At 32.8% G+C, this 24677-nt stretch carries 26 protein-coding genes, 1 pseudogene and 1 other annotated feature; of the genes and pseudogenes, 8 read left to right on the top strand and 19 right to left on the bottom strand.

The genetic code is table 11. The annotated features are described in order from the left end of the window. Positions 1-228 precede the first annotated feature (228 nt). Both J2S19_RS00545 and sda read left to right on the top strand, forming a co-directional pair. Entirely contained in the window at positions 229-936 is a 708-nt protein-coding gene (locus J2S19_RS00545) for a hypothetical protein (protein WP_307335605.1), read from the top strand. Positions 937-948: 12 nt separating this feature from the next. Further along, positions 949-1113: a sporulation histidine kinase inhibitor Sda gene (gene sda / locus J2S19_RS23635; protein WP_370874998.1), complete on the top strand. Its 165-nt coding sequence runs from the start codon at positions 949-951 to the stop codon at positions 1111-1113. Here sda and J2S19_RS00540 read toward each other — a convergent pair. The 16 genes and pseudogenes from J2S19_RS00540 to J2S19_RS00465 all read right to left on the bottom strand — a co-directional run bounded on the left by J2S19_RS00540 (position 1064) and on the right by J2S19_RS00465 (position 16607). Beyond that, positions 1064-1417: a helix-turn-helix domain-containing protein gene (locus J2S19_RS00540; protein ID WP_307335604.1), complete on the bottom strand. Its 354-nt coding sequence runs from the start codon at positions 1415-1417 to the stop codon at positions 1064-1066. The genes sda and J2S19_RS00540 overlap by 50 nt on opposite strands. 544 nt (positions 1418-1961) lie before the next feature. Continuing rightward, positions 1962-2960 carry a toll/interleukin-1 receptor domain-containing protein gene (locus tag J2S19_RS00535; protein WP_307335603.1) on the bottom strand — a complete coding sequence of 333 codons (999 nt, stop codon included), beginning with the start codon at positions 2958-2960 and terminating at the stop codon, positions 1962-1964. A 24-nt stretch (positions 2961-2984) separates the two neighbouring features. Then, entirely contained in the window at positions 2985-3737 is a 753-nt protein-coding gene (locus tag J2S19_RS00530) for a hypothetical protein (RefSeq protein WP_307335602.1), read from the bottom strand. Between the two features lie 457 nt (positions 3738-4194). Next, positions 4195-4824, bottom strand: coding sequence for a Type 1 glutamine amidotransferase-like domain-containing protein (locus J2S19_RS00525; protein ID WP_307335601.1), 630 nt, complete (start codon positions 4822-4824; stop codon positions 4195-4197). 146 nt (positions 4825-4970) lie between these two features. Beyond that, on the bottom strand, positions 4971-5534 hold the full coding sequence (locus tag J2S19_RS00520) for a GNAT family N-acetyltransferase (RefSeq protein WP_307335600.1): 564 nt from the start codon (positions 5532-5534) through the stop codon (positions 4971-4973). 80 nt (positions 5535-5614) lie between these two features. After that, positions 5615-5862 (bottom strand) — a binding site (T-box leader). Positions 5863-5993: 131 nt separating this feature from the next. Further along, positions 5994-7685: a hypothetical protein gene (locus J2S19_RS00515; protein ID WP_307335599.1), complete on the bottom strand. Its 1692-nt coding sequence runs from the start codon at positions 7683-7685 to the stop codon at positions 5994-5996. 42 nt (positions 7686-7727) lie between these two features. Next, on the bottom strand, positions 7728-8813 hold the full coding sequence (locus J2S19_RS00510) for a DUF4297 domain-containing protein (RefSeq protein ID WP_307335598.1): 1086 nt from the start codon (positions 8811-8813) through the stop codon (positions 7728-7730). A 166-nt stretch (positions 8814-8979) separates the two neighbouring features. Then, entirely contained in the window at positions 8980-9465 is a 486-nt protein-coding gene (locus tag J2S19_RS00505; RefSeq protein WP_307335597.1) for a dihydrofolate reductase, read from the bottom strand. Positions 9466-9475: 10 nt separating this feature from the next. Next, positions 9476-10450 carry a thymidylate synthase gene (locus J2S19_RS00500; RefSeq protein ID WP_307335596.1) on the bottom strand — a complete coding sequence of 325 codons (975 nt, stop codon included), beginning with the start codon at positions 10448-10450 and terminating at the stop codon, positions 9476-9478. 531 nt (positions 10451-10981) lie between these two features. Beyond that, positions 10982-11416: pseudogene (gene thyA, locus J2S19_RS00495) on the bottom strand (thymidylate synthase); the annotation flags it as partial. Positions 11417-11484: 68 nt separating this feature from the next. Beyond that, positions 11485-12204 (bottom strand): anthrax toxin lethal factor-related metalloendopeptidase, encoded by a 720-nt coding sequence (locus tag J2S19_RS00490; protein WP_307335595.1) that lies wholly within the window; start codon positions 12202-12204, stop codon positions 11485-11487. A gap of 731 nt (positions 12205-12935) precedes the next feature. Then, entirely contained in the window at positions 12936-13532 is a 597-nt protein-coding gene (locus J2S19_RS00485) for a YpjP family protein (RefSeq protein ID WP_307335594.1), read from the bottom strand. Positions 13533-13981: 449 nt separating this feature from the next. Beyond that, complete coding sequence (locus J2S19_RS00480) at positions 13982-14104, bottom strand: YuzL family protein (RefSeq protein ID WP_307335593.1); 123 nt, start codon at positions 14102-14104, stop codon at positions 13982-13984. 29 nt (positions 14105-14133) lie between these two features. Beyond that, a complete protein-coding gene (locus tag J2S19_RS00475) occupies positions 14134-14913 on the bottom strand; it encodes a class I SAM-dependent methyltransferase (RefSeq protein ID WP_307335592.1) in 780 nt (259 codons plus the stop codon). A 52-nt stretch (positions 14914-14965) separates the two neighbouring features. Beyond that, entirely contained in the window at positions 14966-15403 is a 438-nt protein-coding gene (locus J2S19_RS00470; RefSeq protein ID WP_307335591.1) for a BrxA/BrxB family bacilliredoxin, read from the bottom strand. A gap of 76 nt (positions 15404-15479) precedes the next feature. Continuing rightward, positions 15480-16607, bottom strand: a complete 1128-nt coding sequence (locus J2S19_RS00465) for a conserved virulence factor C family protein (RefSeq protein WP_307335590.1) — start codon at positions 16605-16607, stop codon at positions 15480-15482. 307 nt (positions 16608-16914) lie between these two features. Between J2S19_RS00465 and J2S19_RS00460 the strand changes: the two genes are divergently transcribed. After that, positions 16915-17877: a C40 family peptidase gene (locus J2S19_RS00460; RefSeq protein ID WP_307335587.1), complete on the top strand. Its 963-nt coding sequence runs from the start codon at positions 16915-16917 to the stop codon at positions 17875-17877. A 493-nt stretch (positions 17878-18370) separates the two neighbouring features. Here J2S19_RS00460 and J2S19_RS00455 read toward each other — a convergent pair whose 3' ends face one another. Further along, positions 18371-18865: a hypothetical protein gene (locus tag J2S19_RS00455; RefSeq protein ID WP_307335585.1), complete on the bottom strand. Its 495-nt coding sequence runs from the start codon at positions 18863-18865 to the stop codon at positions 18371-18373. 600 nt (positions 18866-19465) lie between these two features. Here J2S19_RS00455 and metA point away from each other — a divergent pair. The 4 genes from metA (at position 19466) to J2S19_RS00435 (ending at position 23345) form a co-directional block, all read left to right on the top strand. Next, entirely contained in the window at positions 19466-20374 is a 909-nt protein-coding gene (gene metA / locus J2S19_RS00450) for a homoserine O-acetyltransferase MetA (protein ID WP_307335583.1), read from the top strand. A gap of 421 nt (positions 20375-20795) precedes the next feature. Next, positions 20796-21953: a diglucosyl diacylglycerol synthase gene (locus J2S19_RS00445; RefSeq protein WP_307335580.1), complete on the top strand. Its 1158-nt coding sequence runs from the start codon at positions 20796-20798 to the stop codon at positions 21951-21953. A gap of 45 nt (positions 21954-21998) precedes the next feature. Continuing rightward, complete coding sequence (locus J2S19_RS00440; RefSeq protein ID WP_307335577.1) at positions 21999-22991, top strand: metal-dependent hydrolase; 993 nt, start codon at positions 21999-22001, stop codon at positions 22989-22991. A 201-nt stretch (positions 22992-23192) separates the two neighbouring features. Further along, positions 23193-23345: a hypothetical protein gene (locus tag J2S19_RS00435; protein WP_307335573.1), complete on the top strand. Its 153-nt coding sequence runs from the start codon at positions 23193-23195 to the stop codon at positions 23343-23345. 100 nt (positions 23346-23445) lie between these two features. Here the strand turns inward: J2S19_RS00435 and J2S19_RS00430 are convergent, their stop codons facing one another. Both J2S19_RS00430 and J2S19_RS00425 read right to left on the bottom strand, forming a co-directional pair. Next, entirely contained in the window at positions 23446-23712 is a 267-nt protein-coding gene (locus J2S19_RS00430; RefSeq protein ID WP_307335570.1) for a phosphocarrier protein HPr, read from the bottom strand. Positions 23713-23866: 154 nt separating this feature from the next. Then, complete coding sequence (locus J2S19_RS00425; RefSeq protein WP_307335567.1) at positions 23867-24118, bottom strand: hypothetical protein; 252 nt, start codon at positions 24116-24118, stop codon at positions 23867-23869. A gap of 257 nt (positions 24119-24375) precedes the next feature. Here J2S19_RS00425 and cspD point away from each other — a divergent pair, with 257 nt between their 5' ends. Next, positions 24376-24576 carry a cold-shock protein CspD gene (gene cspD, locus J2S19_RS00420; RefSeq protein WP_026562601.1) on the top strand — a complete coding sequence of 67 codons (201 nt, stop codon included), beginning with the start codon at positions 24376-24378 and terminating at the stop codon, positions 24574-24576. Positions 24577-24677: the final 101 nt, after the last annotated feature.

Here is a 24677-nt window from a genome sequence, read left to right as displayed (position 1 = left end):
AAACTTTCACTCAAGCAAGTTCTTTATTAAGAGCTTGCTCTTTTCATTCTAGACCCTTTTCCATACTAAAGTAATTGTCTACTCACTTGAAGATTACCCTCATTTACAATCCTAAAATATGCTACAAATCCCCAAAACAGTATTGCGCCACCCTAGTCTATATGGTAAATTATAGATATATTTATAAATAATATAAAAATAAACAATATATCTATAAGGAGAGTGCGTATGATTCCTGTTATTACTCAAGAATTAAATGAAGAACTAAAACTCACACAGCACTTACTCAATCAGCTACGAGTAGAAAAGTCAGTGTTTCCATTTGTTGTTATGAAAGGAGCTCCTTCAAAAGTAGTGAATTACCAAAACTATTACAAAGATAAAACAAATACTTTAATTCATCTATTTCACGACCCCATAGTAAGAAAAAAGATTAAAGGTTCCTTGGAAGCAGTTATTGACGAAAAATTGAAAATGCACATCCTACAAGATTGTTTAAGTCAACCACAATCCCTTTTACTCGATGGAAAAAGGTTATTAGGTCTTATGAATATTAATTTCTTACTTGAAACCAAACGAAAATTTATTCACAATAGCTTTTTCTCTTTGAACCATCCATCTGAATACCATAATGCAAACTACTATTTGACTCTTATTAGTGTTTTGGAAGTTCAAGCAAAAATTGATTACTTTTCCGAAAAAGAAACCTTATATGTATCCTCATTAAATATAGAAGATTATATCACCATTGCTACCCTCATCTTAAAAAAATTTATTGAATATGATGGAGATAAAAAAGCTTCTCTTGTTTTTGATTATTTCTTTATTTCATTCACCTCTCTTTACAATCAAAACGACCAAGAATTTCACTCTCATAGAACCAAACTAATCGAGTCATTAACTCATACAATGAAAGCCTATTCTCTCGCATTATAAGGGGGCATATCAATGATTTACAAGCTCAATAATACCCAACTACTAGAATGCTATTTAAATGCCAAAGAATTGTCTTTGGACCAAGAGTTTATTTTCCTCTTATATAAAGAAATAAGACGAAGAAAAATTACTTTTTATTTTTATTCATTTCTTTTAGAAGAACGAGAATTAAGCTAATATCTCGTTCACTTTCTAACTGGCAAACGATATTTACAATTTCTTCAATAGACTCCTTATATATTGAGGAGTTTATTTTTGTTTCAACATCGTTTGAAGTTGGAAACAGATCGCCAACTGCCAACCCCAACCCTTGGCATAATGAATCCAATTTATTGATACTTACATTTACTTCTGCTCTTTCTAACTGTGCTAAGTAATTAGAGGTGATTTTACTTTTTGCTGCCAAGTCCTCCCTAGATAAACCTTTCTTTATTCTTAACTTTTTTACTTGTGTCCCAATGTATTGTAATGTTTCACTCATTCTGTTTCCCCTCTATTTATCATAAAAGTATATTTTCATTTTAACTTAAATTTTTCGATAGACAAATATAGGTTTTGATATATCTTTATATGATTTTATACACTCAGCATTTAATTAATAATAAATTTCTTGATACTGCAATCCAACTCACCCTAGATAAGACAGTAAATAATCCTATTTATGTAAACTAAGAACCTTTAACAGAAAAGGAAACTTCTAGGCTGTATGGGCAATATCATATGTTGGTCTTGAATTTTAGCAAAAAAATTTTAGACACCTCTTTTGTAAAATATTCAAATGGATATCCAAGAGAAGATGCTTGGAAGCTAATCAAAACACCAGGGAAAGAATTAAGCATAAAGCAAGATGAGAAAGAACTCCCAAAAAATATAAAGACACTAAAAGAAATCTTATTACACACAGAATAAACTCTATACTTTGATTTATAACCAGAGTTCCAAGATAGCCAATCCTTAATCTTTCATCGAATGTAATAGTCAATAAAAAGACAAAGACTAAAAGTACAGTCTTTGTCTTTTTTGTATTATAAGAAGGATCGAGATAAATGATTTTTCCATATTTCTTTAACAATTTCTTCTGGAGTTGAAGCATCTTTATTTCCAAACATATTCATAGTCATTTTTAAGCGAATTTGATTTTTATCATTCACTTCATACGATATCATTTCATTCATTGAGTTATCAGACATTATATTCATATGTCTACCGTATAAGAGATTGATAGAGTTTCTCCCAAAAGAACCACCATACCAAATTTTGACCCCATCCACACTATTACCGTCAATATATAAATTAAATACTGTTTTAAGGTTGTGGATGTCTTCTTGTTCAAATTCAAAATTTGGATTGGATTCCTGCACCTTATTAAGTAAGGAATGAAGCAACTCAATTATCTGCTGATAACTTTCCTTCATAAATTTATCAATATCCCTGTCAGTTAGACGTTTTAAGTTTGGGATTTCTATATCGGACAGGTCCCATACATTTGTTTCCTTTCTGTCCATTGCGCTAGTTTGACTGATTCTAGAAGGTATTTTAGGTTGAAGCGTTGGTGCTTCACCCACTGGCTCTACAAAGTAGCGTGGCTTTTGATAGAGTTTATATATCAGTTCCTCCAACTTATCATCAAATTCAGAATCTTTACTGAAGTCAATAGCATACTGTCCTTTAAAATGGAATGGGAACACTTTATTAAAATCTCCTCGATGCCTCATAATGGGAACCAACTTATTTGGATTTTCCATCAACAGTGGAAGAGTTAGTTGTGATTCAAACCCTACACCGCCCTCAAAGCTGTCTGCCTTTCCAGCATAATTTTCTGTTAAGACTACAACAATATAATCGCTATCTCGGACTTTTTCCACCATCATTTTGTAGAGATTAACTGTCTTTTGCTGTGTTTCAAAGATGTCTGTTTCTGCTTCGAAACCATTTTTTCTTAATTGGTTTGCCAAATATAAAACCCATTCCTGGTGTTCTTTTGAATCCCAACTGTAGCTAATAAAAACTCTTTTCTTTTGCAATGAAATAACCCCTCGTAAATTGATTTAGTAAAAAGCATTAATAGGCAGAGATTTAGGGAAACCACCTGCATTCCACAATACATCTATAGCTGGTTTAATAGCATCTTCTATGTTCGTTTCACTTGACATTTTAATTGTAATACAAGGCAAATATAAGTCCTTTTGGTCAATCACATTGTTTTTTGTTAACATTCTAGGTAGTGAAAAATAAAATCCTTCTACATTTAGGATAGTAATATGCAGATCAAAAGAAGTGTCTGGAACATTTTGCATCGCATTTAAATAATCCCCAACCATTCGTATAATGCCAATTTCGATTTGGTGTACATATAGTCTTTTATTTTCTGATACGTTATCACAAACTGATTCAACAATCCCATTTCTATATAATTGTGTGTAGGAATTGGAGTATGTTTCACTATATAGAATTCCGTGATAATTTATCCTGCGTGAATCTCCAGTGTGTCCGTCTAACATCGGAAGAAGTATTACAGTATAATCCTCTAAGTTTATATTAGTAGTATTCGTTTCAAAAGCATTTTTTGGAAGGATATGAACAACAAGTAAGGGTATTTGTTCCTCTTGCTGTCGTGCCTTTTTAATTTGGTTCAATCGATTTTTTACCCAAAGTGTTTTCTCGTTGTTGCTTAAATTACTATCCTTATACCAATCCAAAAACTGTTTAAAAATCAATTCTAGGTTGGAGCCATCCCCACCCATTCCTTTCTCTTGCTTATTTTCGAGTTCTATTAGTTTCTTCTGATCACTATTATTCAAATGAATCCCCCCAATACTATTAAACTAGCTTTTATTTCTATTTTACACTTTAAGTTGTTCCAATTTCATTCACATATATTTATCCAATTTCTTATACAATCATAATGATAAAAAGAAAGATAAATTTAGATTACATCTTTTATAAGTTGGAATACTTAGAGCAACTAACTATTTAATAAAAGGCGAGAATTCACTATTTGTTTGAGAAGCCATAGCTTTTTTTTCTTTTCTTAATGTGTAGCTTGTCAATCTTCTTCTCCTGGAGGGTGGCGTATGGTCCTATTTCAAGCCATAATGATTATTCACCTATTTTCACTCAAGAACAATGGAAAGCTTCAAGTGCCTATTTCCACAAAAAAACTAATCTGAACACTCCTTGATTAAAAGACTAGCAAGAAAGTCCTTCTTAGACTAGTGCTGCACGTTAGCTGAAGAGAAGTAATTACTCCCCATAATTCTATTCAATAATCTCTCTACTTCTTCTATGAAAATGAAATACACTATTAATAGGTGTAATTACTTCCGCTTCCCAAAACAATGCACACCCATTTGGTATACCATATATATCTCTTTGGTCTGATAAAGGGATTAACTCTACATCCACCGTTCCATCATAATGAACTTCTACACTAAAATCTACTAAACCTAAACCTTTTATTACCAAAGTTTCAGGATAATCCTCATCTTTTGTAATGATACAGTCATTACTGAAAGCTAATGCACCTGCACTTACACCTACCAATAATCCTGAAAAGTCTTTTATGGCTTGGACTAATTCTTTTTCTTTCAAGTTAGCCATCAACTTTTCTGGTCTTCCTCCAGTGAAATAAAGAACATTATGTTCCTTAATTTCATTTTGCATCTCTTGATTTGTAAGTCCATAGTCAAGAAGTCTAATATGATTTACACCAATATCCTCAAAAGAAGTTTTTACAGAATTAAACCATCTATCAAGTCTAGATTCATCCGTCGCAAAAGGTATTATTAATATTTTACTTTTTAATCCAACGTATTTTGTTAAATAATTCATTACATCATCAAGTTCTCCACCTAGAGGATTACCTCCCCCAATAAAACAAATTCTCATAAGCATTCTCCCTATTTTGTATTATCTATGTATTTTAGTTTTATATTTATTAACCCACTTTTCTAAACAAAATAGAGGATTTGACAAGTCATCAACGACTTACCCTACTCTTGATTTGTTTATTTTGTTTATCTGAGTTAACAGTTTTAATTAACTATAGAATATAAGCAGGTGTCGGTTAGTCTACTACCATCTGCAGATAAATCATCATTCCTTAAAGTACCTTCAAAAACAAAACCAAGCTTTTCTGCAATAGAACGGCTTTTAATGTTAGTTGATTCACACCTTATTTCAATTCTTCTAAATTTGATTTGGTTTAATCCTAATTTAGTTAACTCTTTTACAGCTTCCATCATATATCCATTACCACTAAATTTTGTATTAATCCAATATCCGATTTCACATTTAGGAATGTCCCAGTCAATTCCTTGAAGGCTTGTTATTCCTATAAAATCATCGGTATCTTTACGAAAGATAAGAAAACGAAAGCTTTCCCTTTTCAAAAAATTTACATAGGCATTTCTCAAGTTAATCTCTGTCTCTTCAATAGTCGGAAGCTCTTGGGCAAATGGCAACCACATTTTTAATTCATCTAAAGAATCTCTAATAGCTTGGTTTACAATATTTCCGTCTCCAGTTTGTAATGGTGCTCGAAGTATTAATCTCTCAGTTTCTAATTTTAATGGGACGTCTAATAATAAAGGATTCATCTATTTTCCCCCTTGAATTTCGGAAATTTTCACATAAATAAGTGCAATAAAAAAACTCTCGTCCTCAAGAAATAATAATTCTTGAGGACGAGAGTTTTAACTTCGTGGTACCACCTCAGTTTGTTGATATATCACCATACCAACCTCTTCAAGTACTTTCATACTCTATCCTTTTATCGGCAGAACCCGTCTTGCTATCCCTAATTTCAATTAAATTGGCAAGAAGCTCCGAGGCTTTATTCATTAAGACGAACATTACTCCATTTCAGCAAAAAGGAGCTCTCTGTAAATACCCAATCCTAACTACTCTTCTCATCAGCGCTTTTTATATATGAATATTTCTAAAAATTGTATACCATATTATTAAAATTGTCAAAAAACTACCTCTTAAACTGCTAAATAGTTGACTAAGAAATTATTATTCTATCCTATCTAAAAAAGGAAGAATCTATTTTTTTATTATAGTAGACTTTTATCCAATAATCTCCTTATTTCTTTCGAAATCTTTTCGTAGTGCTCGCCTTGAAGAAGATGATATTTTTCAGTTAATTCAATTACTTCACCTTCAAAATCAAATTCCCCTAGCTCAACTAAACCTAATATTAACTGAGAGCCTTCTGGTTGTTCATTAAAAATGAATTCCATCATTTTCTTTAAATTCTCCTCATCTTGATCCTGCTGATTAGGTGAATCAATTATGATGGGGCAAAAAGTAGAAGTGCTATATTTTTTCATAGTATGTAAAATGCTATAATAGTAAGCCAACAATGCTCGAGGCAATCCACTACCACTTTCACTTATTGAAGATAATATTGATTTATAACTCTTTTCCGACATTGTATGAACATCCAATTTTAATAAAAAGCTTTTCATTAAACTGTAATATTTGTCCTTAATATCTTTTTGCCTTTTTTTATCTTCAATCGTTTTTAAATCTTCTTTATAATCCTTTATTTCATCTTCAAATCCAGCTATGTCATTACGAAGGTCAGTTATTTCCGTATCCAAAAGTTGCCTTAGCTCCTTTTTGCCTTCGTGTTGAATAACATCTTTTAGTTTTATCTCGCCTTGTCTTTTCTCCAATAATACCTTGATTTGAGATGTATCTTTATTATTTTTATTGTATTCCTCGTATTCCTTTGCAATCTTTTCATCAATTGCTTTTGATTCTTCTTTTAGTTTGATAAGTAAATCCTGGCATTTATCTTCGTCTTTTGCAATGGAAAATCTCTCGGCGAATGAATTTTCGTAAGTATGCCCACAAGTTGGACAATCAACCGAATCAGCAATTTCCAATGCGTATTCATAATCCTTCCGCAATTCCTGCATTGTTTTATGAACAATTGTCGCCTGTTTTTCCACCTGAAGTTTTTGGCTTTTAAGTTTTACAATTTTATCCCTAGCTATTTCACCTTTTGTCTTTAAGGTCTTATACCTTTCCATTAATTCGTCAATTTCTTGTTTAAAAACCTTAATATCAATATCGACAACAGCATTTTGAAATTGGTCTAACAGTTTCTTTAAAACATTTTGCGAGACTGACTTTTTGCTTTCCAACTCGTCAATTTTATTTTGGATAGACTCTATATTCGCTTTTATTTCATAATACTCATTCGGCTTAATGCCTGTATGATAATTAATAATGTTGGGCTTCCAATTACTTAGTTGACTAAGATTAGTAAATGCTGTCCAATTTTCTTTCCAACTTACATCTTGGTCTATGTAAAATGGTAAAAAGAAATACGCTGGCGGTGGCGTAATAAGCTCCTTTTCTCTATTATTTAGCTTAATTTTATAATCTAACAATTTGGATAGAAACGGACCCAGCCCACTTGTTATTTTATCAAACGTTCCTAATACATTTTTCTGCTCGTCAAATATGGCAAAAAAGTCTCCTTTTCGGAGAATAGAGTATGGAATATCATCTATTGAAAAATCAATTAATGATATAACATCTGCCTTTTGCCAGTTTGGGTGTAGGTTTTTGGGCGTTGCCCCAAAGGTCCAATAAATACTTTTGATTAAGGATGATTTCCCTGTATGGTTTTCACCCTTTATTATCGTTATCTTTGGATGGAAGTGAAACTTCCTTGCCTTTTTCTCCAATAACGAAACTAGCTTGATCTCGTTTAATATTAATTTTTTCATCATTTTTTAACCTCAAATTTCTGATTAACTTTCTAAAGTTTTCATTCATATTCCATATAACTCCATTAGAATAATTGCCTTTATATAATGTTCAGGGTATATATCGACTTGTTTCTTAGCAACAAAATCTTTAAAGGCAGGTTGAATAATATCTTTATACAACGATTTATTAGCTCGGTAGTTCAAAACGATTTTGTTAATTGTTTTGCGTATATCCTGCAAGTATTGATTGGTTAAATCCATTTTTTCCACTTTATAGGTATCCCAAGCTTCTTGAAGTTCCATAATTTCCACTAACGGAACTCCTTCAGCATTTAATCTGTTCTCGGTTAATGACCACATTTTTTCTAATTTACTATCATCATTAGTGAAATTCTTAATAATTGATGAAAAGTGGCTGCGACCAATCCCTTTTCGTTGTGATAATTCATCAAAGTTGGCAATATTACCTTCAAAGTTGTTCTTTCGCTTAACTTCGTCAAATAATGTGTTATACACCAAGCTTATCTTGAATGTTCCTTTTGGATTTAGCTCCTCAAGGAAATCACTAAGTTTTCCTCTTACATATATTTCTCTATCGTTAAGTATTAAGTCTGAAACCTTAAAAAATGTTAGTTCCAAAAAGTCTGGTACTTCTGTGAGAGAATGTTCTTCCTTTATCTGATTTATGATAATAGCTAATTTTTTATCACAAATTTCAGAAAAAGGAATATCCCTTTTTGTAAGACTCTTTGTTTTTTTATCTTTTAGGTCAATACTCAGGAAAGAATTTGACACAAAATTCAATGATAATGTATGGTTTGGGAATTGTAATTTACAACCATACATTTTACCAATAATTGAAGGAAGAAGACCACTCTCCCCTTTTTTTCTTTTTAACAATTTATTTAGTGTCCAATTGCCTCCACTTGTCTTTATCTGAAAGAATTCCATATTTTTCGGGTCAGATTCGGAATCAAATATCACGATATCATCGTAATAATCCATCACCAATAGATAATCTTCTCCCGTCTTATGCAATTCAATCAGTTTTAATATAGCCCAATCTTTTTGATAATCAAATCGATTTGCAGACCTAGAACCACTATTTTCACGGGGGCGTTGTTCAGATATTCTTTGTTTTAAATCCATATACTCAACTCAATTCGATTAGCTTTATTTGACATAATTCTACATTTAGTAATATTTTACCTTTGTTTTGAGATAAGTTCTATAAAAAATACAAAAGGGGTATCTCAAAGCCAAAAATACGACTTTTGAGATAACCCCAAATTGTAGTGAATATTATTAATTAACATTATATTTTTTTGTATACGTGAAAGGAATAAGAATAAGGATTATGTTCATCTGTTATCCCTTTTTCAAATATTATCTCTTCCCAATCATTAAAATCTACTTCTGGAAAGAAGGTATCCCCTTCAAATTGGGAGTGTATTCTTGTAAGGTAAATCTTTTGGGTAAATGGTAAAAACAACTTGTAAATTTGCTCTCCACCAAAAATAAAGATTTCTTCTTCTCCTCCGCAAACCTTGTATATTTCTGATACGGAATGAACGATTTCACACCCAGCTGCCGAATAGTCTTTATCCCTTGTCAGAATGATATTTCTTCTTCCAGGCAACGGTTTTCCAATGGATTCATAGTTTTTTCTTCCCATTATGATGGGATGTCCCATTGTTATTCTTTTTACATTTTTCAAATCCGCTGGCAATCTCCAAGGAAGTTTATTATCTATTCCAATAACCCTATTGTTATCCATTGCAACTATTATTGATATCTTCATAAATTTTCTCCTAAACAGCAACGGGTGCTTTAATGGATGGGTGTGGGTAATATCCCTCAATTGTTAAATCTTCCATTTCAAAGTCAAATACAGATTGTTTTTCTAAATTTAATTTTAAGGTTGGAAGAATTTTAGGCTTTCTCGATAACTGTTCTTTTACTTGGTCGAGGTGATTTTGATATATGTGAACATCTTTACCGTGATAAATCACCTCACCAGGTTGATAACCCGTTTCGTGTGCAACCAAATGGTTTAAAAGAGCATAACCTGCAATGTTAAATGGCAAACCTAACAAGTAATCATTTGACCTCATATCAAATACTAAATCTAATTTATCTTCTCTTACAATAAATTGAAATTGATGATGGCAGCAAGGCAATCCAGCGTGTCCTTTGTAGTTGTCAGGATTCCAACTACTAACTAAAATCCGTCTTGAAGTAGGATTTTCTTTTATTTGTTGAATCGCTTCTTTTAACGGATCTATTGTTTTTACTTCCATTGTATCTGGATTCACATAAAAAGCATTCCTCCATTGTGAACCATATACTCTTCCAAGTTCCCCAAACTTTTCAGCAAAATCATCATTTTCTAATACAAGCTTTTTAAATTTGTCCATTTGGTCTTCATACAATTTATTGAATTCTTCATCTTGTTGAGAACGAATTCCAAAATCAGTCATATCAGGTCCTGTGTATTCATCGCTTTCCACCCATTTTTTGAAAGCCCATTCGTTCCAGATATTATTGTTATTTTGGAGTAAGTAGCGTATATTTGTCATTCCTTTAATAAACCACAGCATTTCACTTGCTATAAGTCGAAACGGAACTCGTTTTGTAGTTAGAAGTGGAAAACCTTCACTTAAATCAAAACGCATTTCTGCACCTGTAATCGAAATTGTTCCTGTTCCTGTTCGGTCTCCTTTTTGTACACCCTTGTCTAAAATTTTTCTTCCTAAATCTAAATATTGTTTATCTGCATTATTCAATTTGATAGCCTCCTACAATATTAACCTTTGAATTTGTGTTTTGGTCCTTTAAAGTATAAATCTAACTTGCTTCTATATTTTCAAATTAAAGACATTTTGTTTAAGAAAAACAAAAAACGTTCATTAAATTCTATTATGGATTCACCTTCCTTAGAGTGAATCAAATACACTACGTTTGGTTAATCAACCTTTTTCACTTTCCCTAAGTTGTTATAACAAAGATTGTCAGCTTATTCGATGTTCTAAATGTCTGATGTTCTCACCTTTGTCTATTTGTTTCACTTTATTATAAACCAAAAAAATTCACTTGCAATTAAGGCTAAAAGGAAGTATTTTTAATTGAACCTGCTGTCAGTTAACAGTCTTTCACTATTGCCAAATATGTATTTATATAAGCGCAGTATATATATTCACTGTTGCTCATAATTATAAATTATCGCTTATTTTCCCCCATTATTTTTTGGGAGAAACGAAAACATCATATATTTTTCAATAGTTTAATAGTTTTTCCCAATTTTATATCTAACACAACGGGGGCAATGCCATATGGTCAACATCCGCAACATTCCACGCTGATACAATTAATCTTCTAGAATCTGGATTGTTTTTAATCTGGTTAATGACATTTGAAATTTGATCGATCGTTGCTCCATCTTTTGCTGGCCAAGACCGCCATTGGTGACCATATACTGGTCCTAATTCACCATTTTCATCTGCCCATTCATTCCAAATTTTCACACCATTTTCTTGAAGATATTTTATATTTGTATCTCCTGATAGAAACCAAAGCAGTTCATGAAATATCGATTTCGTGTGGAGTTTTTTTGTCGTCATCAACGGAAAACCATCTTGCAAATTATATCTCATTTGGTAACCAAACGTACTAATTGTCCCTGTTCCTGTCCGATCTTCTTTTTTAACACCATTCTCAAGTACATGTTTACATAAATCTAAATATTGCTTCATGTTATCAGTTCCCCTTACTATTTAATACAAGTTCTATTCTATCATTATATTTAATCATATTTACAAGATTATTTCACTAACTCTGCTGCTTTCATCTCCAATGATTGAAGAAACGAATATGTGAGTGGAGCTGTTTTGAATAGTGCCTCGTTTGTTTTAGAATTGTAATAGTACATTGCAAAGGCCTCGGCAAAATACTCCTCAGCAAAGTTGACAAAATAATGCTGGGAAGGAAATAACCGGTCTGCTTCTTGTTTCCAAATCGAAATAAACATAGGGTCCTTGCGAACATAGAAAAACACTTGTCTATCAATTGCATGTGCAAACTCATGTAGTTCTAGAGCTACAGAACTATGTCCTTTTCCGTATTCACTATGACCAATTTTCACATAAACAGTGCTCTCTTCACTCATTCCGGGTACTGATTCCCAATTAGGGTCATTGTTTGTATAGCCTCTTGGCTTATCGCTTTTTAGTCGTTGTAGACCATCTTGTTCGGTTAATGAGCCTTTGAATAATTTTATTTTTATATCTTTTTTTTCAGCTAGATTTAAAATATTATTATCAATTTTTTCTAAATTATTTAACATCGTTATAACTTCTTCTTCGTTAAAAGCGCTTTCAGGCAAGAATACAATTTCACCTAATACAGGCTTTGATAAAGAAAATGCTACTTTTTGAAATGTATAAGTCGAAAGCTTTATCCCTTGTAATTGTGATGCACCTATAAGAAAGAAAATCGGAATAGTTATGAAAAAACAAAAGAAAATGAAGAATCCTTTCCTCATGGTGAACTTCCTTTCAATGATGTAAGATTAAGGATTGTGTAATCATAATGTGAGTATATATAACTATCATTATATTAACATATATTAATAGATTAGAGTGGTCTCATTCATTAAAAACACCTTTACATTTTATTACAACAGAAACATTCTGTTTCAATTAATAAAGTTTGCAAAGATTTTTGCTAGGAGACAGGGAGGGTGACGGAATGGAGTTATATGAAGTTGTAACGAGAGATTTCAGCAAGTCCCTAAAAATAAACCCTATGATGAAATCACTATAATCTTGAATAACTATATCAATAAATAAAGGCTGTTTTCGTAAACATTGTTGCTTTTAACCGAGTTGTCGTTTACGGTTTATTTCCGCTACAGTACTCCGCAATAGCGGGGTGGGTGGTGAGCCTCATAGCTCCTTGCGGCTATCCGTTATCAAACTTCAGGTCACCTCCCTACGATAAGTCATCATCGATTCGCCATTCGACTCATCGTGATTCCTTTGGTCTTAGTCGATGCCCGTCTCTAGTTTGTACGTCGATGGGCAAGCCGCCTAATCTTTTCGTACTCCTCAGCGTAAACGCCTGCTCACGTCTCACCTCTCCCACGCATCCCGCAGGAGTATCTCAGGTCAGCTCCAACAAACCCTTAAAAAGGTTAGTACAAAAAGCCACAATCTTTTAGATAAGAGCATAAATAAAAAAGCACATAAATGTGCTTTTTTAGAATTAGTCAATTTAGTTCATCCAATTTGGTGGTGTATTCTTGTCCCAATAAATACTACCAAGATCTTTGTGAGATTGAAAAGAATCATGGTAACTGTGATAGTGGAAATTAAACCAGTATCCTTCTAATGGTTTGTTTTCTCTACGAACATGAAATCGAAGTACATCTTGACCTGTTTTCGTATTATATATATGAAAAATCTTTTCTCCTGTTCCACCAGTAGGTTTTGAAACCTCTAGCTGTTCAAACAGTTCATCAGACTCTTCATTTAGATAATATGTAATGATCTCTTCGATTTTCGGAAAGATGACATCTTTAAATTCATCTTCAATTCTCCCACCAATTTTTTCGCCAAACTTAAGGTATGCTTTTTGTTCTGCTTCAGTAATAATATTAGACAATATTTGGTCTTTAATCTGGTAAGATTCTTCTGGTTCAGCAGAGAATGTGGTAGTAACCTCTTCAAATGGTTTATTCGTTAAATCTGCTTTTTCAGTAGAGTCCTCAGATGGTTTGTCAGCAATTGCTAAAGAAGCAGGTGGTGTCACAAGTCCAAAGGTTGCAATGGAGAATAAAATGACAAGTGATTTCCTAAGCCATTTGTTCATATCCTGTCTTCCTTCCAATTACAATTGTTACGTTAATTTTATCATAAACTTTAGTCTATGAATATATCAATTATATTACATTCAAATAAATTCAGTAACACTTTTAATACTATACAAAAACGTTTACAATAGATAGTACTGTAAACTACACTTTATCAGAGGGAGGTATATACATGAGCTATTCAACAATTTTCATTATTTTGTCCTTTATTACGTTAGCGTACTTTATTTATGTAGAAATTACTGATTAATACATACTTTTAATCGTAATTATTCATGTATTCTAAGTATTTATTTTGTGGTTAACTTGAGTATTTGTATTTTTAAAAAGCACATGAAAAAAATGTGCTCGAGATAACAGATGAAACAAGATACAAAATAACGTATGTTTTAGTTTACTGATAGAAAAAGGGTATTCACATCCAAATGGAATACCCTTTTTACGTTATTTAGTCTTTTTTCCTTTTTTCTTCTTGTTTACCGATACTTTGTTTTTCCTTTATTAACCCTTGCCCTTCGAAATCAGGAGAACTTAATCCCGTTTTTGATGGGTCAGCTTTTCTTTTTGCCATATTGAAACACCTCCATTAAAGATTTTCCACTAATTTGATATTTCTATAACGCCATAATGGAATTTTGCTGATTTTCTTTTGAACACTTCAAAGCCTAATTGTTCGAAACGTTCACTTTTCCAATGGTCCTTTAATACAACTCTTTTTTTCGCTACGCGTTTTGCTTCACTTATTATTTCTATACTTAGTGGGTTATAACTTGCTACCCCTCTTAAAGGATTTAGTCCTTCTGAACTTTCAATAGCTTCTTCAAACATTGGGTCAAAATATACGACATCATATGTATTGTCTGAACACATTTGTAAAAAGGTAAAATGGTCATTATGTACCACCTCTATACGTTTCATTGCATAATCAAGCTCAAGTACGCCTGTCTCCCATTGCTTTAACCCTTTTCTAACAATGTAAGCTAAAACCTCATTTGCCTCGATTCCTTTTATAACGCCTTGACTACCGGTGAAAAAGCTCGCAACGATACTATCTGAGCCTAACCCTAATGTACAATCTAATAAGGTAGTACCTTTTTTGAGATTACATGCTGAACAGAAAGGGTCTTCATCACCTTTCATTAATCTTTTGACACGAAACATCGCTGAATTCGGATGAAAAAAAAGCGGACTTTCTTGAAAAAGCAAGTGATACTCAATTCGATTTTTCCCAACAACAAATAAATCATCTTGATAGTTGTGCTTTAATTCTTGAACAGATTGTTTATTTCTTTTGACATATTTCATATTAAGGTCATGTGCAATTTCTTGAGCCATATGAATAATATATTGATCTGCTCTTCCTGAAGTTGTAACAATCATACAGATTCTACCTTTCACGTTGCATAACAAAAGGATGCTTCATAAGCATCCTTCATTCGCAATGTTCTTGAAATGATTTATCTAAATTTGCAATTATTTCTTCTATTGCATTTCCTTCAATTTCGTGACGCGGAATAAAATGAACAACTTCATCACCTTTTAGAAGTGCCATTGATGGAGATGAAGGCTCATAGCCTTTAAAGTACTCACGCATTTTACTTGTTGCTTCTTTATCTTGGCCAGCAAACACCGTTACTAAGTGATTTGGTTTTTTATCTGATTGTAAAACAGCTTGTGTTGCAGCCGGTCTCGCTAACCCTGCTGCACATCCACATACAGAGTTAACGACTACAAGGGTCGTACCTTCTACATTTGAAAGAAACGTTTCTACATCTTCAGCAGTTGTCAATTCTTGAAAACCTGCATTTGTTAACTCTGCTCTCATTGGTTTTACGATTTGTTTCATATATTCTTCATATGCCATTGACATTAAACATCACTCCATTCATTGAAATCAACCTTAGCATACTATATGGGTTTTTTGTTTGCAAATACAAGTGTCTGTTCTAACCTTTTCTACTTTCCGTCATTTGCTTCCATACAGAACCTTTCGCTTCTTCTCCACCTTCAATTCTTTCAATAGCCATTTTAATTTGCATACTTACTTCAAATTCCGGATCATTTTCTGCCGCCTTTAACGCTGGCAGTGCTTGTTCATCTCCAACCTCGTATAAAAACATCGCTGCTCTCCATCTGACCAGTTTATTTTTATCCTGCAAAGCTTCCATCATTGGCTCCATTGCTTGAGGATCTCCAATATCTGAAAGACAATCACCTGCTGTTCTTCTAACTGTCACAGATTTATCCTTTAGTGCTTTATACAATAATGGCAGCACGATTGGTTTTTCAATCATCCCTAAATAAACGGTAGCCAGCCTTCTAATCGATGCCTTTTCATCCTTTAATGCTTTTTCTAATACAGGAATATCTTCTTCAGTCGGGTCCATTTGGTCAAGGTGTGAAAACCTGACAGACCAGTCATCATCTTCTAGCATTTCCAATGTAACTTTATAAGAATTTCTAGTTTGATTTTTTGTTGTTTGACTTACTTCTGAGGAGGAAGCGTTTATTAATCTCTCCAGCCTCTCATTGGAGTAAGAGGCATTTAATTCAGCAACAACATCACGTCCAATATCTGATAAATCACCGTAGCGGACTCCATGTTCTACCCATTTTCTATCAAAAACAATATTCTCATTAGCTTGCTGTGCTTTAAGAACAGCCTCTTTGAATCGTTCTGGTAATCCTACACGCTCTTCCGTTATCCCATCCGTTAATTTAAGTTGCATCGGAATAGAATGAAACATTTGCACAAACACTTTAACTTCACCAAATGCTTCATCTGTGTCATTTTTAGCGTTCATATCATCCTGCACACTTTCACCAAATGCTTGACGAACCTGCGCTAATATCTCTTTCCAATCATACTTTGCGTTTCTTTCTACTGCTAGAAAATCCGCTACATGATAAACACCTTTTACACCGTCGATTAACAAAATATCGCGGATAATACTAGGCGCTTCTTCTACCTGTTCCTTTTTATAGTTATTACTTTTACCAGAAGGTAATTCGCTCGTTAGAAGCACCTTCATCGTATTAGGACTAGGAGTAGGTTCAATCGCTTTAATTTTCATTCTGAGCACTCCTTTCATTCGTAATAATATTGTAACATAGCCTCTTCAACAAGGGCTATTTATAGGGTTTGAACTTGTCTATATTTATAAAAACAACACCTTTCCTGTCATATATTACCGCTTTCTATCGTATCCTTCATTGATATTATATTTATTTTATTTTTTGGTTGTTAACTCTGTTGTCACTTTTTAAAAGATTCACAATAAGCACTTAGACAACTTTATTCTGACAGATAAACAATTCCCCTTCTAATTCAACATTTTGTTTAACAAAACTCATATTTCTAATGTTAGGAGTGATTTAAATATGAAAGGTGTAACATTACGTAAAGAAGCTATTGTCATTTCTTCGGTTGCTGCTGGCGTGCTGTTTGGAGGCCCTACACTTGTACTTGCACATGAAAGTCCTGCCACTTCGAATAAGTTGAATTCATACGATTACTCGCAAGTAGTCAGGTATGGACATACTGGTAGTTATGTATCAAATATCCAAAAGAAGTTAACCTCACTCACATTGTACAATGGTGCTATTGACGGCATCTTCGGTAAAGCAACTGAACATTCAGTAAAGCAATTCCAGCAACTACATCATTTAAAGGTAGATGGAATTGTCGGGAAGAGAACATTAACAACTCTCTCCGCAATACAAAATGAACAAAAGACATACCAGCTAGGTGATAAAAACGAAGAAGTAAAATCCTTTCAAACTAAATTGAAAGCTTTACACTATTACACAGGACATATTGATGGTATTTTCGGTCCTCTCACATTAAAAGCAGTACAAGAATACCAAGAGAAAAATAAATTAGAACTATCAGGTACTTTAAATACCGCTACACAAATTCATCTCCTTTCAAATCGAAATAAAAAAGGTAAAACATTAACAAAAATCAAAGTTCAAAACGTTCAAGAAATTAATAATAATAATATTGTCGTGAATGCCAAAAATTTATTAGGATCCAGATACGTTTGGGGCGGAAATACTCCTTCTGGTTTCGATTGCAGTGGATTTATTAAATATATTTTTGAAAAGGAAAATATCCTTTTACCAAGGACAGTTAATGAACTGTGGAATTATGCAAAAGAAGTACAAAAAGTAGGTGTTGGTGATTTAGTCTTCTTTGAAACGTATAAGCCTGGACCATCACATGTGGGAGTTTATATTGGTAACAACCAATTTATACATGCAAGTTCCTCTAAAGGCGTTACGATAAGCAACCTGTCAGGTCCATATTGGAAAGAACGTTATTTAGGAGCTAAAAAAGTATAAAATACTTAATGACAATTTCAAAAGAATTTCTACATTGTGTAAAAATATGGATATTAAAACAAGATGTTGTTATCAATAGACAAATCCGATCAAAATATAGGTTTTTGATTTAATTTCCTCTATACTCTTAAAAATCGGGTAAGCATTATTGCTTTTTAAGAGATAGACGTTCTGGACTCGCTTACCGCGGGTGGATGGTGAGCCTCATAGCTTCGGCGGCACGAACAAGCAAACTTCAGGTTAACTCAATACGTAATTCATCATCGATTCGCAGTAAGGCTCATCGTGATATTCCATTGATTTTAGTCGATGCCGTCTCTAGTTTGTACGTCGATGGGCGGCTGCATGAGGCTCGCCTCTCCCACGCATCCAGCAGGAAGTCTCGCAATCAGATCCAATCAACCTTTATAAAAGCTGCACATAAAACCTCTAATAAACAATGTTCGTGTTTAACTAGGTGTTTTTGTTATGTCCCAGCCCAATATTCACTACCTCATTTTAATAACGAAACTGAAGTATCAATTAAGTTGAGTAATCCCTCTATCTCCTCTTCACCTTCTCGAAACAATGTTGAAAAGTTCACTTCATATCGGAAATGGTACGATTCAATGTTAGAAGAGATTTCTTTCGTTGTAGAATGTTTTATCTCATGAAGTCCCCACAATTTATTTATTTTCTTCATAAGAATTTCATCCTGACCTTCATATTGTAGCTGTTCATAAAATACTAGTTTAATATGACAACCAGGACTTTTGAGTTGTCTCAATAGTTCACCTGCTAGTTGCCGTTGGTTCATTGACAACTCAAGCGTCGCCAGTTGTTTATTGTTTGTACCTTTAGCATACGTTATTGAATAATGTCTTGACATCGTTGCAATATCGATTACATCACTTCTGCCATTTAATACAACAGACCCCTCTGCCTCTAAATCATATATGTATCCTTCTATAATAACTTTTAAATTATCAAATACTGTTGGGTCAAACATTTTAACTTACTACCTCCCAATATGACTTTGCTCTGTTATTATTAAATCGTAAATCACTGTATTTATACAAAACAATTTTGGAAAAAGAAATATAGTAATTGATTTTTCTTCATCCATCTTATATTGTTAAATGCAAACAATTATGAATTGAATTATTTTTCTAAAGTTTTTATAATAAAGAATTAGAACTCTTCATTTAATTAATCTAATGTTTTTTACCGTTTCATTAAAATTTTTGACTGTTTTCGTAACATGTTTCTTCCAACTAATTTATCATTATGGGTAGTCCTCCTCTTGCAATACTTGTTTCTCAGGGGTAGGCGGTGAGTCTGTCTTAGCTTCGGCGGTTATAAACGTAAACACTGTGGGGTCCCATTTAGCTCAAGCCACCCCATTTAAATTAAAGCAAAAAGCCATATCGTATAGAAAAGTGCCTTAATTTAAACGTAATAGTTGAAAAGATAATTCATATTGGAGAAATCTACCCTTCTCAAGATGAGTATAAAAACACTCACAACGTTTATAGCAAATATGTGAATTATATTATGATAAAAACTAATAATCATCAGATGATGAAAGATAAATATGGAGGTGCTTGTTTTGCCTATTAATATACCGAGTCATTTACCAGCGAAAGAAATATTAGAACAAGAAAATATATTTATTATGGATGAACAGAGAGCTTATTCTCAAGATATACGCCCTCTTAATATCATTATCTTAAATATTATGCCTAAAAAAGAAAAAACAGAAACTCAATTATTAAGATTATTAGGAAACTCTCCACTACAACTAAATATTACATTTTTGCGGCCGGAAACACATACATCAAAAACTACCGCAATTGAACATCTAGAGGAGTTCTATACAACTTTCAAGCATATTCGTCATAAAAAATATGATGGCATGATTATAACAGGTGCTCCCATCGAACACTTAGAGTTTGAAGAAGTCTCTTATTGGCCAGAATTACAAACAATTATGGAGTGGACTAAAACAAATGTTACATCGACATTACATATTTGTTGGGGTGCACAAGCGGGTCTTTTTCATCATTACGGAGTTAAAAAATATCCTCTTGAAAAAAAATGCTTTGGAATTTTTAAGCATGAAATCTTACATCCTACTATAAAATTATTAAGAGGATTTGATGACTATTATTATGTCCCACATTCTAGGCATACAGATGTCTTAAAAGAGGAGATTGAGCGTGTACCAGGACTTCAAATCCTATCCTACTCAGAAGAAGCTGGAGTTTGTTTAGTAATGTCTGAAGATGGAAAACAAATCTTTTTAACGGGTCATCCAGAGTATGAACGGACATCATTAAAAGACGAATATGATCGGGATATAGCAAAGGGGTTAGCTATTGATGTTCCAAAAAACTATTTTAAAGATAATGACCCTACAAAAACTCCAATCCATTGTTGGCGTTCTCACGCAAACCTATTGTTTGTAAACTGGCTAAATTATTATGTATATCAAGAAACTCCTTACATTTGGGATTGAAAGGGTAAGATTATTTCTAATAAAAAGCTTAAATTGCATTCCAGGTAGAGATCCCCACTCTACCTTTATTTCCGACTAAACATTTCTCAATATTTTACATCTTAAGAAATTATTAATAATTGCTTTATAAAAAAGTAATATTTATATGGTACTCTTTAAACGGATAGTCTGTGATAATAATTAAAGTTAACAAGCTTCTGTTTATAAACAAGTCATCTATTCTCTTCAGGTAATAGAGGATACTTTAATTACTAGACTATCGTGTTACCACCTGTAATTGGATACAATAGTTCATTCCAATTGGTAGGAAACTTTATTTGGCCTTTACACAAAGAAATAATAGGTTTATATACTTTAAATATTATACTTTAATTAATAATTTATTAATTCTAACCGTTCTGAATAGATAGAGGTGAAAATGTTGAATAGCGATTTAAAAATACTGATTTTAACAGCTAAATATGGTAACGGGCACGTTCAAGTAGCCAAAACATTAGAAAACAAATATAAAGAATTAGGTGTAAAAAAAGTTACAATCTGCAATCTATACTCTGAATCGTTTCCTGTGTTTTCTGAAATTACCCAATACTTATATTTAAAAAGTTTTTCAATTGGCAAGCAATTTTATCGGTTATTTTATTATGGTGTTGATAAAATTTATAATAAACGGATGATGAACCTTTATTTTAAAATGGGTCATAAGCGTTTACACCAAATAGTTACAGCTGAACAACCTGATATAATCATTAATACCTTTCCAATGATCGTTGTTCCGGAATACAGACGTAAAACAGGCACTGTGATTCCAACATTTAATGTATTAACAGATTTTTGTCTCCATAGGATATGGGTTCACGAAAATATCGATAAATATTATGTTGCTACAGACCATGTAAAAGGTAAGCTAAACGAAATAGGAGTCCCTTCTTCATCAATAAAAGTAACCGGTATTCCGATTAGGCCACAATTCGAAGTCGAATACAACACTTTAGACCTGTACGAAAAGTATGAATTAGATCCTAACAAGAAAACATTGTTAATAATGGCAGGCGCACACGGGGTATTAAAAAATGTAAAGGAATTGTGTCTGACATTTTTAACAAATCGAGAGGACATCCAAACCGTTGTCGTTTGTGGTAATAATCATCTATTAAAAGAGAGTCTTGACCCACTTGCTCAAGTGTATCCAGAGCATTTTAAAGTGTTGAGTTATGTTGAAAGAGTCGATGAACTATATAGAATCGCATCGTGCATGATTACAAAACCAGGCGGTATTACATTGACCGAAGCAACAGCTATCGGAGTTCCTGTTATCCTATTCAAACCGGTACCTGGTCAAGAGAAAGAAAATGCACTTTTTTTCGCAGAGAAACAAGCTGCCATCGTCGTTAACCAATTAGAAGATATGACATCTGAAGTCGATAAGTTGCTATCTAATCCAAAAAAATTAGAAAATATGAAGAATAATATAAAGAAACTCCATGTGTATCATTCAGCAGATTTGATTGTTGAAGATATAATGAAGGAAGCATCTTATATTAGAGAAAAACATACGATGATAGATTCTGTAAACTATTAATCTCTCCTAGGATGAAGCGGGTAATTCTTTTACCTGGAGGTTAACATGGATACAAGTACGCATATCATTATGGGATTTGGATTAGCAGGTCTAGCTTATATAGACCCTGCTGTTGCTTCAAATCCCGAATTAGCCCAAACTATTATGTTTGCGACTATTCTTGGTTCAAATGCCCCTGATTTTGATTATGCTGTTAAGTTAGTTAAGGGGAACGGTATGTATATTGAACATCATCGCGGTTTATCACATTCTATACCTGCACTTTTTATCTGGACAGCATTCATTAGTTGCCTATGTTTTCTATTTGGAGGAGGTTCTTCATTTTCCCCTATTTTCTATTGGACTTTCATTGCTGTAGTTCTACATGTTGGGTTTGATTTATTAAATGTTTATGGAACACAGGCTGGTAGACCTTTAACTAAACGTTGGCTTTCATTAAATACCCTTCCCTTATTTGATCCAATTATCTTCGTTATACATCTTGTTTGTTTCATACTATGGTCTTTTAATTATCCACCTGGCACAGTCTTTACCTTCGCATACCTAATAATTTCTATTTATATCATTATTAGATTAATTGTTCATTACTTAAAAAGACAATTCATTTTGAAAAAAATATCACTACTAAACTGTACAGTAACATTAGTGCCAAAAATGAATCTTAACAGTTGGAATGTTGTCGTTGAGTCAGAAGCAGATTATCGAGTTGGTATCATTTCAGGTCTGCAAGTGAATTGGTTATATAATTATAAGAAGCAAGACATGAAATGTGAGTTTATATCCGCTTCAAGAAATGATAAAAACGTGCTGCATTTTTTAAAAAACTCAAAGCATACATACGCGATTTCATATCCGACAATAACAGGGACAGAGGTTCGATGGATTGACCTTCGATTCCACACAAATAATCATTTTCCATACATGGCTATTGTTAAGTTTAACAAAGAGGGAAAAATTAGTTCATCATATACAGGATGGATTCACCATACTAGACAAATCGAGAGTAAATTGTCAAAAAATCAAAGTGTTTATTTATAAATTCTCCTTTTTAGCGTAATAAGGCTACAACTTTGCAGCCTTATTTACGTATATACATATCGAATATGTACATAATCTAAAACTGAACTGTATGCTTGGGCAATATTTAGGGTATAGTACTTACACGTAACTAACCTATTGGCTCACTTCTTCAATATTTATATTGGAGCCATTAAAACGAATGACGAAAGGATGAGTATCATGACGAAAAAAGCAAATAAAGGAAGTATGAACCAAAACTCACCACAAAATGGATTACATCAAATGGAACTCGCTAAGGAGCATGTTGCAGGTGACAATAGCAAGGGTAATAAACGAAATAAACAACAGCAGGATAAAACCGGAGACAATTAATGAAGTATTATCGATTTATTCGAAAAATTGTTATGTAACCGCTTTAAAAACAAAAAGTGCTAGATGACCATAAAGGCATCTGCACTTTTTCTTTAGATAATTAGCTACCCAATCCTTCTGTTTTAATTGCACGTTCTACTGCATCTAATGCTTCGTTCTCATCGGAACCATTCGCAGTAATCTTTACTTGTGCACCTTTTGAAATACCTAAAGACATTACGCCCATAATAGATTTTAAGTTCACTGTTCTTCCATTTGCTTCTAAATTCACTTCAGATGTAAAAGAATTAACAGCGTTAACTAGTGCAGTTGCAGGTCGAGCATGCAACCCAGCATCATTTGTAATCGTAAACGTTTTTTCAACCATATTGACATTCTCCTTCCATATTAGCCAATGTAGCTTTCATCATGATTGTATACGATGATTATGTATCATACCTTCATCCATCTTTTGTAGTGAAAAGCTACTTTAGTTATTATCATTATTATAACCTTTTTTTAAAAAAAGGGAACTACTAGTTTTAAATTTGGTAGACTTTATGACCATTAATTTTATGCAAGACTTTAATCGTAAATGTATCAGTATTTAACCTTTTAAGTACGATGGAATGTTGATTACTATCTTGTATAATCAGACAGTCCTCACGTTTCAAGTGTAACAACTCATTACCAAGCTTCTTGACATATTCGTAAGCATCATGAAATTCATGGTCGCTTAAACTTCTGCTCTTAACCATAATAATAACTTGTCCACTAAGTTGAAGCCTATACATTTTATCACTCCATTTTTTTAACAAATATATGCAGCTGTAAGTAGAGGTATTATTAAAAATTTGTAAATATCAGAAGGTTTGGTAAAATATGCTCTAGCTTCTTGACGGTTATTGTTAAACTGTTGTATAGTAAAAGCATCATTAAGCTGAATATATATGATAGCGTTTTTATAAAATATTTCTCATACATATATTCTGCTTTTGATAAAAACTTTTTTAGCACCACCTGTGCTACAGTATTAGGAGGATTAAGTACTATGCAAAACGGTAAAGTAAAATGGTTTAACAACGAAAAAGGGTTTGGATTTATCGAAGTTGAAGGTGGAGATGACGTATTCGTACATTTCACAGCTATTCAAGGTGAAGGTTATAAATCATTAGAAGAAGGTCAAGAAGTTTCTTTTGAAATTGTTGAAGGAAACCGCGGACCACAAGCTGCTAATGTAACGAAGTTATAATTAAAGAATCATTGTAATTTAACATACAACTTGTACAAAAGAGGCAGGAACATTTTCCGCCTCTTTTTTGCTATATTAATAGTTTCATAATATGTAAATAG

Origin of the sequence: Metabacillus malikii (assembly GCF_030813355.1) — a bacterium.
GTDB lineage: Bacteria > Bacillota > Bacilli > Bacillales > Bacillaceae > Metabacillus > Metabacillus malikii.
This window is presented reverse-complemented; position numbering and strand designations above follow the sequence as displayed.

What these genes read in the sequence shown, in the direction of transcription:
- J2S19_RS00460 (WP_307335587.1), top strand. Translation starts at nt 16,915, where the DNA reads ATGAAAGGTGTAACATTACGTAAAGAAGCTATTGTCATTTCTTCGGTT.
- J2S19_RS00480 (WP_307335593.1), bottom strand. Translation starts at nt 14,104, where the DNA reads ATGGCAAAAAGAAAAGCTGACCCATCAAAAACGGGATTAAGTTCTCCT.
- J2S19_RS00440 (WP_307335577.1), top strand. Translation starts at nt 21,999, where the DNA reads ATGGATACAAGTACGCATATCATTATGGGATTTGGATTAGCAGGTCTA.
- J2S19_RS00485 (WP_307335594.1), bottom strand. Translation starts at nt 13,532, where the DNA reads ATGAACAAATGGCTTAGGAAATCACTTGTCATTTTATTCTCCATTGCA.
- J2S19_RS00430 (WP_307335570.1), bottom strand. Translation starts at nt 23,712, where the DNA reads ATGGTTGAAAAAACGTTTACGATTACAAATGATGCTGGGTTGCATGCT.
- J2S19_RS00505 (WP_307335597.1), bottom strand. Translation starts at nt 9,465, where the DNA reads ATGAAGATATCAATAATAGTTGCAATGGATAACAATAGGGTTATTGGA.
- J2S19_RS00515 (WP_307335599.1), bottom strand. Translation starts at nt 7,685, where the DNA reads ATGATGAAAAAATTAATATTAAACGAGATCAAGCTAGTTTCGTTATTG.
- J2S19_RS00510 (WP_307335598.1), bottom strand. Translation starts at nt 8,813, where the DNA reads ATGGATTTAAAACAAAGAATATCTGAACAACGCCCCCGTGAAAATAGT.
- sda (WP_370874998.1), top strand. Translation starts at nt 949, where the DNA reads ATGATTTACAAGCTCAATAATACCCAACTACTAGAATGCTATTTAAAT.
- J2S19_RS00540 (WP_307335604.1), bottom strand. Translation starts at nt 1,417, where the DNA reads ATGAGTGAAACATTACAATACATTGGGACACAAGTAAAAAAGTTAAGA.
- J2S19_RS00465 (WP_307335590.1), bottom strand. Translation starts at nt 16,607, where the DNA reads ATGAAAATTAAAGCGATTGAACCTACTCCTAGTCCTAATACGATGAAG.
- J2S19_RS00425 (WP_307335567.1), bottom strand. Translation starts at nt 24,118, where the DNA reads ATGTATAGGCTTCAACTTAGTGGACAAGTTATTATTATGGTTAAGAGC.
- J2S19_RS00520 (WP_307335600.1), bottom strand. Translation starts at nt 5,534, where the DNA reads ATGAATCCTTTATTATTAGACGTCCCATTAAAATTAGAAACTGAGAGA.
- J2S19_RS00435 (WP_307335573.1), top strand. Translation starts at nt 23,193, where the DNA reads ATGACGAAAAAAGCAAATAAAGGAAGTATGAACCAAAACTCACCACAA.
- J2S19_RS00470 (WP_307335591.1), bottom strand. Translation starts at nt 15,403, where the DNA reads ATGTCAATGGCATATGAAGAATATATGAAACAAATCGTAAAACCAATG.
- cspD (WP_026562601.1), top strand. Translation starts at nt 24,376, where the DNA reads ATGCAAAACGGTAAAGTAAAATGGTTTAACAACGAAAAAGGGTTTGGA.
- J2S19_RS00545 (WP_307335605.1), top strand. Translation starts at nt 229, where the DNA reads ATGATTCCTGTTATTACTCAAGAATTAAATGAAGAACTAAAACTCACA.
- J2S19_RS00525 (WP_307335601.1), bottom strand. Translation starts at nt 4,824, where the DNA reads ATGAGAATTTGTTTTATTGGGGGAGGTAATCCTCTAGGTGGAGAACTT.
- J2S19_RS00455 (WP_307335585.1), bottom strand. Translation starts at nt 18,865, where the DNA reads ATGTTTGACCCAACAGTATTTGATAATTTAAAAGTTATTATAGAAGGA.
- J2S19_RS00475 (WP_307335592.1), bottom strand. Translation starts at nt 14,913, where the DNA reads ATGATTGTTACAACTTCAGGAAGAGCAGATCAATATATTATTCATATG.
- J2S19_RS00490 (WP_307335595.1), bottom strand. Translation starts at nt 12,204, where the DNA reads ATGAGGAAAGGATTCTTCATTTTCTTTTGTTTTTTCATAACTATTCCG.